This is a genomic window from Bartonella sp. PS17NMGDW (genome assembly GCF_042193555.1).
Lineage (GTDB): Bacteria > Pseudomonadota > Alphaproteobacteria > Rhizobiales > Rhizobiaceae > Bartonella > Bartonella grahamii.
In genome coordinates, this window is the sequence record NZ_JBHILY010000012.1 from 1 (window position 1) to 12,219 (window position 12,219).

At 37.1% G+C, this 12,219-nt stretch carries 9 protein-coding genes; 5 read left to right on the top strand and 4 right to left on the bottom strand.

All coding sequences use genetic code 11. The features are described from left to right. Positions 1 to 410: 410 nt before the first annotated feature. The 3 genes from pyrF (at position 411) to ACFIJK_RS07360 (ending at position 4,395) form a co-directional block, all read left to right on the top strand. Positions 411 to 1,256 (top strand): orotidine-5'-phosphate decarboxylase, encoded by an 846-nt coding sequence (gene pyrF, locus ACFIJK_RS07350; RefSeq protein ID WP_375626423.1) that lies wholly within the window; start codon positions 411 to 413, stop codon positions 1,254 to 1,256. Positions 1,257 to 1,790: 534 nt separating this feature from the next. Further along, positions 1,791 to 3,278, top strand: a complete 1,488-nt coding sequence (gene hisS, locus ACFIJK_RS07355) for a histidine--tRNA ligase (RefSeq protein WP_375627365.1) — start codon at positions 1,791 to 1,793, stop codon at positions 3,276 to 3,278. Between the two features lie 571 nt (positions 3,279 to 3,849). Then, on the top strand, positions 3,850 to 4,395 hold the full coding sequence (locus ACFIJK_RS07360; protein WP_375627366.1) for a replication protein: 546 nt from the start codon (positions 3,850 to 3,852) through the stop codon (positions 4,393 to 4,395). Between the two features lie 619 nt (positions 4,396 to 5,014). On the opposite strand, the gene ACFIJK_RS07365 is transcribed toward ACFIJK_RS07360, so the two are convergent. Further along, positions 5,015 to 5,536: a peroxiredoxin gene (locus tag ACFIJK_RS07365; RefSeq protein WP_375626417.1), complete on the bottom strand. Its 522-nt coding sequence runs from the start codon at positions 5,534 to 5,536 to the stop codon at positions 5,015 to 5,017. Positions 5,537 to 5,752: 216 nt separating this feature from the next. Here ACFIJK_RS07365 and ACFIJK_RS07370 point away from each other — a divergent pair, with 216 nt between their 5' ends. Together ACFIJK_RS07370 and ACFIJK_RS07375 are read left to right on the top strand one after the other, a co-directional pair. Beyond that, positions 5,753 to 7,381, top strand: a complete 1,629-nt coding sequence (locus tag ACFIJK_RS07370; RefSeq protein WP_375627367.1) for an alpha-D-glucose phosphate-specific phosphoglucomutase — start codon at positions 5,753 to 5,755, stop codon at positions 7,379 to 7,381. Between the two features lie 1,056 nt (positions 7,382 to 8,437). Beyond that, positions 8,438 to 8,773 (top strand): zinc ribbon domain-containing protein YjdM, encoded by a 336-nt coding sequence (locus ACFIJK_RS07375; protein WP_375618296.1) that lies wholly within the window; start codon positions 8,438 to 8,440, stop codon positions 8,771 to 8,773. Between the two features lie 1,139 nt (positions 8,774 to 9,912). Here the strand turns inward: ACFIJK_RS07375 and ACFIJK_RS07380 are convergent. The 3 genes from ACFIJK_RS07380 to trpS all read right to left on the bottom strand — a co-directional run bounded on the left by ACFIJK_RS07380 (position 9,913) and on the right by trpS (position 12,175). Then, a complete protein-coding gene (locus tag ACFIJK_RS07380) occupies positions 9,913 to 10,491 on the bottom strand; it encodes a NifU family protein (protein ID WP_015856727.1) in 579 nt (192 codons plus the stop codon). Positions 10,492 to 10,550: 59 nt separating this feature from the next. Then, the gene (locus ACFIJK_RS07385) at positions 10,551 to 11,042 is read right to left on the bottom strand and encodes a universal stress protein (protein WP_375626412.1); all 492 of its coding nucleotides are present in this window, start codon (positions 11,040 to 11,042) and stop codon (positions 10,551 to 10,553) included. A gap of 62 nt (positions 11,043 to 11,104) precedes the next feature. Then, on the bottom strand, positions 11,105 to 12,175 hold the full coding sequence (trpS, locus tag ACFIJK_RS07390; RefSeq protein ID WP_375627368.1) for a tryptophan--tRNA ligase: 1,071 nt from the start codon (positions 12,173 to 12,175) through the stop codon (positions 11,105 to 11,107). Between the last annotated feature and the right edge of the window lie 44 nt (positions 12,176 to 12,219).

A 12,219-nucleotide genomic window follows, 5' to 3' on the forward strand; every position in this document is an offset into this window, starting at 1 on the left:
GTTTCCATGTTTTATCTCCTTGAATATGCTGGAGATACAATGTCTTTTTGCCAATTATGTTCCAAAAGTGGTAAATAGCCGATAAAAAGGGATAGGAAAGATCGAACACAAGACGGTGATCATCATGGTAGGGCATTTTCTTTTAAAACTTTTGTTTAAAGCACGTTCATAGAGAGTTTTTGTTGATCATAAAAAAGGGGTGTAAAAACGACAAGGCACGCTATTGGGATTTATGAGTTCATTGAACAAAATAATATGGATGTTTTTTTTGTTTATATTCTTTCACAAATAAAAGCACACTTTGTATAGAGAGCTCTTTCTTTGTGTTTTCAGCATTGTATTCTTTTGACAAATGCTTTTCTTTTTGATTGTATCAAAAGGTTTAAAGACAGACCGTGTTAGGATATAAAATGTTTTGTTCAGCTTTTTTTAAAAATAGTGAGAAATATGGACCGCTTTGTGTTGGTTTTGATCCGAGTCATAAAGTTTTGCAATCATGGAATTTAAGCTGTGATTATAAAGGTCTAAAAGATTTTTGTGATATTCTCTTAGCAGCGGTTGTGGGTAAAGTGGGGATGATAAAGCCTCAAGCCGCATTTTTTGAGTTATATGGGGTGGAAGGGCTTCAAATTCTCAAAGAGCTTATTGAAAATGCACAGGCACAAGGTTTGTTGGTTCTCGTTGATACGAAAAGAGGGGATATTGGCTCTACCGCTGAGGCTTACGGTAAAGCTTGGCTTGGTTCAAGCAGTGCGTTTAAAGCAGATGCTATAACAGTCAATCCTTTTTTAGGATTTGATGCTCTCATTCCTTTAATAAAGATTGCAGAAGAAACAAAAACGGCTGTTTTTATGGTTGTTCAATCTTCGAATCCAGAGGGAAGGCACATTCGAAATGCGCGCATTGGTGATCAAACAGTTTCTGTTCATTTGGCACAGCGTATTTTTGAATATAATAGCCAATCTTCAAGTCAATATCATCATGTTGGTCCTATTGGGGCAGTGATTGGAGCAACATTGGGCAATGAAGCAAAAGATACAATCGAACAGTTAGAAAATAACTTATTTCTCGTTCCTGGTATTGGGGCTCAAGGGGGAACAATAACACAATTAACTCAGCAGTTTCCTCAAAGGCTATGGCAGAATCTTATTCCTTCCATTTCAAGATCGATTACACAGGTTGGTCGAAATAGTGTTGATTTAAAAAATGTTATTCATGATTTTGCCGAGCAATCTAAAAATACGCTTCTATCTTAAAGTTTTTTGCTAAGTTATCAAAGAAAAAAAGCTCTTATAAAAGAAGGGGGCTTATCAAATTTTAAGTCAGATACTTCTTTCAAAAAGTGATTTGCTTTATCTAAAGTCAAGAGTTATTTTTGATCTTTTCAAAAAGTGTTCATATATTTCTTATTTTCTGTTGGGATTGGGAGGATCAAATACGGAAAGCAAATGTTTGAAAAAAAATGCAGAAATCTTGGAAATATATGAAAAATTGCTTCAAGGAAGACAAGATATAAGGAAGAAAATGCAAGGAATACCTGAACAGTGCTAAAAGATGAGGCATAAGAGGGCTTGGAGAGTGTATTCGTTTTGGGAACATTTTAGTTTAAGGGCTATGATTCATCTTACAGGATAAACTCTTTTAGAATATCGCTTTATAAGGATATTGTTTTTGTAAAATAAAAGACTCTAACATGTTATTAAAAGTTTTTAGATTGATAAAGTCATTGCAGCGTTGGTTTCTATGGGATAATGGTTATTCGTGAACACATATTGTTGCTAGAGAATAACATGTCATTGAAACAAGAAAAAACCAAAGCCCGTTTACCCCGTGGTTTTGTGGATCGTACAAGTGCACAGTTGTATGCAACTGAAACAATGATTACAAAAATTCGTGAAGTTTATGAACTTTACGGCTTCGAGGCACTGGAAACACCAATTTTTGAATATACGGATGTCTTGGGTAAGTTTTTACCTGATGAAGATCGTCCAAATGCGGGCGTTTTTTCGCTACAAGATGATGATGAGCAATGGATGTCTTTGCGCTATGATCTAACTGCTCCTCTTGCTCGTTATTTTGCAGAGAATTTTGAAGTTTTGCCAAAGCCTTATCGCAGTTATCGTCTTGGTTTTGTGTTTCGCAATGAAAAACCTGGACCAGGGCGCTTTCGGCAATTTATGCAGTTTGATGCGGATATTGTTGGAACATCAACGGTAGCAGCGGATGCCGAAATTTGTATGATGGCAGCAGACAGTTTGGAAAAGTTAGGGTTTCACCAGCATGATTATGCCATTCGCTTGAATAACCGAAAAATTCTGGAAAGTGTTTTAGAATTGATTGGTTTAGGGGAAAGGGAGCAGATTGAAAGGCGCTTAATTGTTCTTCGAGCAATGGATAAACTGGATAAATTTGGTCCTGAAGGCGTGCGTTTGCTTCTAGGCAAGGGGCGTTTGGATGAAAGTGGTGATTTTACAAAAGGGGCCGAGCTTAAGGATAAAGAGATTGAGTGTATTCTTTCCTTACTGACTGTAAATGCAAAAACGGCAGAAGAAATCCTTGATGTTCTCAGACAAGTCGTTGGTCAGAGTGCTCAGGGGCTTGAAGGGGTTCGCGAGCTTGAGGAAATGCAAGCAATCTTTGTCGCTAATGGTTATCACAATCGCATTAAAATTGACCCTTCGGTGGTTCGTGGATTGGAATATTATACGGGACCTGTTTTTGAGGCGGCATTGCTTTTTGATGTTCTCAATGATGATGGGCAAAAAGTTGTTTTTGGCTCCGTTGGTGGTGGTGGGCGCTATGATGGATTGGTGGCACGCTTTCGTGGTGAAAATATTCCGGCAACAGGTTTTTCAATCGGTGTTTCACGCTTGATCGCTGCTTTGCAAAATCTTGGAAAGTTGCCTATGAAGGACACAACAGGGCCGGTTGTGGTACTGAGGATGGATAAAGAACCAGAGGCGGTTGCTGGTTATCAAAAAATGGTGATGCAATTGCGAAATGCGGGAATTCGTGCTGAGCTCTATTTGGGGGCATCGGGAATTAAAGCGCAGATGAAATATGCAGATCGACGTCAAGCGCCTTGTGTGGTTATCCAAGGTTCACAAGAGCGTGAGAGCGGGAAAATACAGATTAAAGATTTGATTGAAGGAGCGCGGTTGTCTCATGAGATCAAAGATAATCAAACATGGCGTGAAAGCCGTCCTGCGCAAGTGATGATTGATGAAGAGCAATTGGTTCAAACAGTACAAGATATTTTGGCAGCCCAAAAACGATAATGATAAAAGTTTTGTGAAAGAAATTGTTAGGAAAAGCTTGAACATTTCTTCTTCAATTTTCAGAATTTGTATTTTACTTGTTTAGATATTCTTAAAATCGCGTTATTTTTTTTAAAGTTCCTGCGGCATAAAAGCAATTTTTAAAGGTGAAAATGCTTTTGAGGACGCGAGGTAAGCACCTTCGTAAAGCAAAATACTGGACACTGAAGCATTTGAGGTCCTTGACGCAACCCTGTTTAGAAAAATTGATGATCAATAACAGAAACCCAATAGTTTATAGCAATATTGATCATCATTCATTCATATGGATTTAATTTTTGAATTCTCATTTGCTGATATCATATTTTCTACTGTTTTATTGTCGGCAGTCTACAATCTCACATCCATGAGAGATGAAAGAAATCTCAAGAGTTTTATTTTAGAAGATTTTTTTAGTTTCAAAAGCAACGAATAACTTAAATCAGACAATTTTTAAAGGAAAAATATGGGAGGCATTATAAGAGATTATAATGAAAACCATTTGAAATTATTCATTTATTATAACAAATCAATTTTTTACGGAGAAATGAAAATGGCCCAATATGATTTTACAGTGTTATATGAAAGAAATCCCTTTATTTTGAAAAAACCTGAAGATATTGGAAAATCATTTAAACTTCCTCCTTCAAATTTCGGATTTGAAGATCTTCCGCAAATTACGTTTTCAGGAGCGTCCGATAGCCGGCGTATGATTTTTGGGCTATCATTTAGTGGTATGAAAGCATTTTTTGTGATGTTGTGGCAGGTAGGGAAAATGTCAGATGAAGATGATGTGGATTTATGGTTTGATCAGGTAAGATTAGATGAGGATACTCTCAATGAATTTTTGATTTGTGATCTTTCAATTCAAGAACCAGAATATCTTAATTTTGAAAGTTTTAAAGAAGGTATCAAAGAATTAGAAGAGAATAAAATTGTAGCGAAGGGGACAAAAAAATATTGTTATTTCATTAATCCAGATATTTTTGGTCTTCCTGAATGTGATGAAGATTTTGAGCTCGATGAAGAGGAAGAGATAGAAGAGGAAGAAATGAAAAAACACTTTATGGTAGAATATCCAAATAGACGCCTTCTTTAACTGTTTTTCTCTTAGAGAAAAATAAAAGCTTAGAATAAATGACTATTAAAACAGCAATGAATCTGTTTATTGTATGTGAATTGGAATGTTTACGGGATCTGTTTTTATTTAATATTCTTCATGAACGGTTATTTATGCAGAGCCGTTTTTATACCATATTTTTTTCTTGATGCTTTTGTGAAGCTTGCAGTAATGATGTTCATAGCTTTTGTGTTTTAGAGCGTTTATGAGACGCATTTATACTCTTTTTAACCGTTTATTCATATGCCAATCTCACGTGCTAATGAGCAAGAAAATAGTTTTAAGAGATTCAATATAAGAAGGGATAAAATAAAACAATCTTATGATATTCAGTGCCTCTCATTCGACATGAAAAATTATAAATTATCTTTATAAATCAAATTATTGTTTGACACAAAGTTTTTTCAAAGCAGTTAAAACGTGAAATACCTATTAAAAATTTATTGCTGGGATATTTTCTTACCGAAAACGCTCAACCAAATTATAGTGTCTGCTTTGACAAATAGATGTTTCAAAAAATACAAACGACACAAATTTTCTTTACTAAGGAAATTTGTGTCGTTAAATTTTGTTTAAATGGACGACTTTGGGGGCGGAATTAGCTTTTCAAAGCTTTTAAAACATTTTGTGGTGAAGAGACTTCGTAAGGATCTGTCATGCAATTGTCTGAAAAACCCGCTTCTTCAAACCATTGCTCAACCACACCATCATTAATAACGGCAGCATAGCGCCATGATCGCATGCCGAAACCAACATTGTCTTTTGCAACCAGCATACCCATTTTGCGTGTGAATTCACCAGAGCCATCAGGAATTAATTTCACGTTTTTGATATTTTGTGTTTTTCCCCAAGCGTTCATGACAAAAGCATCATTGACGGAAAGGCAATAAATTTCATCAATACCCGCTTGTTTAAATTCATCATAGAGTTTTTCAAAGTCAGGCAGCTGAAAGGTTGAGCAAGTAGGGGTAAATGCTCCAGGAAGAGAAAAAAGAATAACACGCTTTCCTTTAAAGTAAGAATCGCTGTTAACTTCTTGCCACCGATAAGAATTATTTTCACCCACTTCATCTCGGACACGTGTATGGAATGTTACATTGGGAACAGTTTTTTTCATCATAAGGATGCTCCTATATTTTTTACAAAAATTTCGTTTTAAAACAGCTTTTGTCTTTAAAAGCATATCGGAAAGAACGGTTTAAATAAAAGGGATTCTTTAAGAATTCTTACTTCTAACGAGTGTGCAAATATTTCACACTTCCGTCAAGTAGAATTAATGGTCGACTTTGGATACTCTTCACCTTAAAATTAAAGGAAAGAATATGAAGGTATTTACATGACCATAAAGACAGTTTTGACCACGGCTTTTGAGGGGCAAAAACCGGGAACGTCTGGTTTGCGCAAAAAAGTGTCTGTTTTTCAACAACCTCATTATGTAGAAAACTTTATACAGTCTCTTTTTGATAACATTGGACCTCTTGAAGGAAAAATGTTGATTCTTGGGGGCGATGGGCGCACTTTTAATCGTACTCTCCTTCAGATTGTGTTGAAGATGGCAGCGGCGCATGGTGTTTCTTGTGTTAAAATGGGAAGGGGCGGTATTCTTTCTACACCTGCTGTTTCGCATCTTATTCGTAAAACCCATGCTCATGGTGGACTTATTCTTTCTGCAAGCCATAATCCTGGTGGTCCAGAGGGAGATTGTGGTATCAAATACAATGTTTCTAATGGTGGACCCGCTCCTAATTCTTTATGTGATGCTATTTTTGCAACATCGCAACGTCTTTCCTTTTATAAAATTCTTGAAGCACCAGATATTGATTTAGATAGGCAAGGTACGATCTTTATGGGAGCCATGCGGATTGATATTATTGATTCTGTCGCTGATTATGTTGCTTTGATGCAGGAGCTTTTTGATTTTGACTGTATTGCCAAGGCCGTCGCTCGAGGTCTTACTTTACGGTTTGATGCTATGCATGCGGTAACAGGGCCTTATGCTCATGAAATTTTTGAAAAATGCTTAGGATTTTCTGAAGGGACGGTGGTTAATGGTATTCCTTTGCCAGATTTTGGAGGCGGTCATCCGGATCCCAATTTGGTTTATGCCAAGGCTCTTTATGATTTATTGATGTCAGAGCAAGGACCAGATCTTGGCGCAGCCTCTGATGGTGATGGAGATCGTAACCTCATTATTGGTCGTGGGCAATTTGTCTCGCCTTCAGATTCTTTGGCTATTATGGCTGAGCATGCACACCTCATTAAAGGATATCGAAAAGGTGTTGTGGGGATAGCGCGTTCTATGCCGACGGGACGTGCTGCTGATCTGGTTGCGGAAAAACACGGATTAAACTTTTTTGAAACGCCAACGGGATGGAAGTTTTTTGGAAACCTTTTGGATGCGGGGAAAGTAACCTTTTGTGGTGAAGAAAGCTTTGGAACTGGCTCTCATCACATCCGCGAAAAAGATGGTTTATGGGCTGTCTTATTTTGGTTAAATCTTTTAGCGATAACAGAAAAAACTGTCGCACAAATAGTTCAGCAGCATTGGTACACCTATGGGCGTTTTTACACGTTACGGCATGATTATGAAGAAGTCGAAGCAGATAAAGCTTTGGAACTTATAGAACATTTGCGTACGCACTTACCACATGCAGGAACTGAAATTGCTGGATTTTTCGTCAAAAAAGCAGATGATTTTACATATCATGATCCTGTTGATCAGAGCGTTAGCACGCGGCAAGGTATACGTATTTTTTTCGAGAACGGAGCACGGTTGGTGATCCGTTTGTCGGGAACAGGGACGCTAGGTGCTACTTTACGACTTTATTTTGAACAGTATGAAAGTGATCCGCGCAAACACAATTTTAATCCGCAAGAAGTTCTCCAACCTTTGCAACAGGTGGCACTAAAACTGTTAAAAATACAACAAACATTGGGGCGAAATCGCCCTGATATTATCACCTAAGATCAGTGGAATGTTTTTTGTAAAGGTATGATGATTGATCACATGAGGTATGTTTTTAGGGACGTGATTTTATTGGCCATAAGGCAGAGCTTCCATTTTCAAGCTCGTTTTGTTTTTTCCTCTTTTACATGTCAATTGGATTCCTAAAACTTCTGGCTTCTTAAAACCAAATGCTGTAGGTAATTATAATCAGGCATAATCGGGGAATTTATGTCCAATGGTTTCTAATGGTTTGATAGAAATATTTGTTTAATAGGGGGGGCTCATACACAACAAAATACGATCATTGTTGCACATTTCATATGGTTGTCTTAAAGAAGCTTCTCTCTCAAAACGCTAAAAACGTATCTTATGCGTGTTACTTTTGAAAGGGATAACCGGCCATCCATTGAGCAGCACCATTTTTATGCTTATGAGAGAGTAAGACCAGCACCATCATTCACTTTGCCCGCTTTCAATGTTGGCTCTTATATTTGAGAGTATTTAGTATTTTGAATAATTGTTTTACACGGCTCTTCCTACTTGTAACATGCAAGGAAAAGGCTTTGGTTTATTCAATGTAAAAGAGGTTGAGAGAATCTTACGATATTGGGGGCTCTCATTCAATATACAAAACCATTAACTATGATCATAAATCAGTTTGTTCTCTAACATTATGAATGCTTTACTTAAATAAAAGGTCAAGTTGAGTCTATCATTTTCTTGTTTCTCAGTTTTTAGCTTTTTGGAAGCGTTTTTATTCAGAGATGTTCCTTTTCTAATTGTTTTTTATTCATTCGTTAATTGTATTGGTGATGTATAAGAAAATGATTTTGATTCATTTATGAGAGAGAATGAAGTGAGTAAATTTTATGATATGCGGGGGCTTATTTAAGTTATATAATGATCAATCATTTTTATAAACCCATGTATGGTATGTGATGATAGTATTCATGAACACAGTTGGCAGATGAAGGTTGAAACAAAGGGAAATGTTTTTCTAAAATAATGGACAATAAGTACTTCTTGCTTTATGACCAGTCATAACAAATGATTTTTCTTTTAAAAGGGGAATTTATGACCCAATATCCCAAATGTCCTCGTTGTGATTGTCTTTATACTTATGAAGATGGTGAAAATTTTGTGTGTCCTGAATGCGCACATGAATGGCCACAAAAAAACGATGATACTGTTCTTGTCAATACTGTTTATGATGCCAATGGTCAGATTTTAACAAACGGAGATACCGTTATGGTGATAAAAGATCTGAAAGTAAAAGGCGCTTCATCTGTTTTAAAAGGTGGTACTAAGGTAAAGAATATTCGCTTGGTGGATGGGGATCATAACATTGATTGCAAAATTCCAGGGATTGGTCAGATGAGTTTAAAGTCGGAGTTTGTGAAAAAAGTTTAGGCATTTATCCCCTTGCAATTGTTTTTGCATTTCGCTGGTTTTTTATTTTTACATTCTTCTCGAATGGGCTTTTTTTGTTGTTTCACAGATTACACCAATCAGATAGAGGCAATATATTTTCCTTTATTGCAAAGCCATGTATCGCAGAGGAATAGTGGCTCTGTCTTTTCTTTTAATACGCAGTTATGGGTGAAGTTGGATGTTGACGTACATGCGACAGTAAAAGTATGTGCTTTATGAGAAGAACAATGCGGTAAAGCAGACAAACTTATTCCTACTGGATTGAAGAAATATTCTCATTTTTTATTAGATAATTTCTCAAACAATCATAATAGATCTAGCTTAAATGTATTTATTTTTTACAGGTAATTCCACCGTTTGCGTCATATTTATGGAAATGAGATTGAAAATGATAGAGGGGAAATTCTTGATTTTAAGAATAGAAAAAGGACGGTATGATCTTGATAAGGTCGTACGGTTATGCATTTTCCAGTTTTTAGTGCTGCAACAGTCTCTTATAAAAAGTGTGTATAAGAGCTATTAAAAATAGTTTTTGTTATTATCCAGTTTGTGCTGTGTAAGCGGACGATTTTGATTGATACAATAAAAACAGAATTGAAATAAGAAGAATGCCAGAATTCTCATTCAAGTTGCAAAATGTGATCTTTGTTGATTGGCTGCTACAAGAAGTATTTTGCGTGATTTTATCGTTGGGAGAAGTGAGAAAGATGGAGCAAATGGGCACTCTATCTTACAATGTTTTCTTTTTTGGGTTTTCTTTTTTTGTAACGGGTCGTGTTTTCCTAGTTAAAATTGCATGACAAGATTATGAAACAAAATAAATTTAAAGTGCATGCCCATGTTTTGTACTTCTGTGGATATCATTATTGGGTTTGTTGTGAAACAACCGATGCTTCTTAAAAGGGGCTTTGAAATCTTTTTAAGGCATATATGGAGGTGAAAGGTGAGTGAAGGTATTATTATTGGACAGACTTTTTTAACAGTACTGTATTTTTATGGCTACATAGCTTACTTTTAAAATTTCAGGAATAAAATGACGTAAGATTTTTGCACTCCATGTTTGAGCGCTGTTGAAGAGGGGCAATCGGTGTGGTTATTTTACCTATTGAGGTCAATATTTATTGTGGCATGGCTTCAACGCCTAAAACTTCAGGGATAAAATGGCGTAAAAGATTTTCAATACCATGTTTGAGGGTTGCCGTTGAAGAGGGACATCCAGCGCAGGCACCCCGCATATTGAGATAAACAATACCATTCTCAAATCCGCGAAAAGTAATGTCTCCACCATCATTGGCAACTGCTGGGCGGATACGCGTTTCAAGCAGCTCTTTAATGGTTAAGACAATATCAGCATCTTTTTCGTCATAAAATTCTTCGTTAAGGGCATGGGTTTGTGCTTGTATTGTAGCGTTGGTGGTGATCACTGGCTCATTGGATAGAAAATGTTCCATGATTGTGCCTAAAATGACGGGCTTGAGATGTTGCCATTCTCCTTCTTTTTTGCTTACGGTGATAAAATCATAGCCTAAAAAAACACCATTGATATTAGGAATATTAAACAGTTTAGCCGCCAAAGGTGAGTTTTTAGCTGCTTCTTCAGGGTCACGAAATTCTAATACGCCCTCAGAAAGAACCACGCGTCCTGGCAGAAATTTAAGTGTTGCAGGGTTTGGTGTGGTTTCAGTTTGAATAAACATAGACTCTCCTTTTATAATGAAGGATTAGGAAGATCTTACATTGTAGAATATTATATTTTTTAGGCAATAGATCTAATATCGTCATCGGCAAGATTGCTAGGAATAACAATGACAGGAATTGAAAAAGCTGTCCCTTTATTCCCGATTAATTGAACAAGGGGTCCTGGTCCTTCTGTATGTCCACTGGCTGCTAAAACAATTAGTGCAATCCTTTTATCTTCGTCGATCAGTTTGGAAATCTCATCAATTTTTTTTCCTTCACGCACCACTATTTCTGTTTCAAGCGCATGGGTGGTGCGGACTTCACTGGCAATGCCTCCTAATATTTTATGAGCACTTTGCGTTGATTCTGTGCGCATAACGTTGTTTACACCTAGAAAATGTTGAAATTCCACACTATCAACGACACAAAGTAATACCAATGTTCTATTGGTATTTTGGGCATGCTGTGCGGCAAACGCAACGGCACGCCGACACTCTGGTGTTTCATCAATAATGACTAAGTTCTTTTTCTTGGGTTCTTTTTTCGGATTTTTTGGTTTGGAAATCATGCACTTTCTCTATTTTGTACAAACGATTTTTTTGCTCTCTACAGTTTTTAGTTTTATTATCTTTATGTATCGTGCAAAAATCCAATAATTTCACGAATTTTTTTCATATTTTCTTCTGCGAGCATACTAGCACGTTTAGCGCCATCACGCAAAACAGAGTCGATATAATCACTTTCTTGATGCAGTCGACGTAATTCTTCTGTTATAGGGGCAAGCTTATGGACAGCAAGGTCGGCTAGAGCTGTTTTAAAATGCGAAAATTGTTGACCAGAAAATTCTAAAAGAATCTTTTCTTTGCTGACGTTAGCAAAGGCGGCATAAATACCAAGCAGGTTATCCACTTCTGGTCGTTCTTTTAAAGCGGTCAGGGTATCGGGAAGAGGAGCCGAATCCGTTTTGGCTTTGCGTATTTTTTTTGCGATAAGATCAGCATCATCGGTCAAATTAATGCGTGAAAAATCTGAAGGATCTGATTTTGACATTTTTTTCGTCCCATCGCGCAAAGACATAACGCGTGTGGCTGTTGTTCCAATAAGCGCCTCTGGGAGGGGAAAGAAGCATTGCCTTTTTTCTTCATCCGTTTGCATAGAGATACCAAAATTTAATTCGGCAATACGTTGTGCATAGTCGTTGTTAAATTTTTGTGCAATATCGCGTGTGAGTTCAACATGCTGTTTTTGATCTTCGCCTACTGGAACATGCGTTGCACGATAGACTAAAATATCAGCAGCCATCAAAGTGGGATAGGCAAAAAGCCCGAGGGATGCTTTTTCGCGATCTTTTCCTGCTTTATCTTTAAATTGTGTCATGCGTTGAAGCCAGCCGATACGGGCAACACAATTAAAAATCCAGGCGAGTTCAGCATGTTGAAAAACACGTGATTGGTTAAAAATAATGTGTTTTTGAGGGTCAATACCGCAGGCTAAAAAGGCGGCTGTCACTGTTCTGGTGGATTCCCGTAAAGTAAGGGGATCTGGGTTGACTGTGAGCGCATGCATATCCACAACACAATAGAGGCAGTGATGAGAGTTTTGCAGTTCAACCCAACGCTGAATGGCTCCAAGATAATTGCCAAGATGTAAATGACCACTCGGTTGTACGCCGGAAAAGACAAGTGGTGTGAAGGTATCCATAGGAGTGCTCTTTCTTCAATTAAGGTTATTTGTTTTATTGTTTT

Excerpts from the sequence above, each read along its gene's own strand:
- pyrF (WP_375626423.1), top strand. The coding sequence starts at position 411 with ATGTTTTGTTCAGCTTTTTTTAAAAATAGTGAGAAATATGGACCGCTT.
- hisS (WP_375627365.1), top strand. The coding sequence starts at position 1,791 with ATGTCATTGAAACAAGAAAAAACCAAAGCCCGTTTACCCCGTGGTTTT.
- ACFIJK_RS07360 (WP_375627366.1), top strand. The coding sequence starts at position 3,850 with ATGGCCCAATATGATTTTACAGTGTTATATGAAAGAAATCCCTTTATT.
- ACFIJK_RS07365 (WP_375626417.1), bottom strand. The coding sequence starts at position 5,536 with ATGATGAAAAAAACTGTTCCCAATGTAACATTCCATACACGTGTCCGA.
- ACFIJK_RS07370 (WP_375627367.1), top strand. The coding sequence starts at position 5,753 with ATGACCATAAAGACAGTTTTGACCACGGCTTTTGAGGGGCAAAAACCG.
- ACFIJK_RS07375 (WP_375618296.1), top strand. The coding sequence starts at position 8,438 with ATGACCCAATATCCCAAATGTCCTCGTTGTGATTGTCTTTATACTTAT.
- ACFIJK_RS07380 (WP_015856727.1), bottom strand. The coding sequence starts at position 10,491 with ATGTTTATTCAAACTGAAACCACACCAAACCCTGCAACACTTAAATTT.
- ACFIJK_RS07385 (WP_375626412.1), bottom strand. The coding sequence starts at position 11,042 with ATGATTTCCAAACCAAAAAATCCGAAAAAAGAACCCAAGAAAAAGAAC.
- trpS (WP_375627368.1), bottom strand. The coding sequence starts at position 12,175 with ATGGATACCTTCACACCACTTGTCTTTTCCGGCGTACAACCGAGTGGT.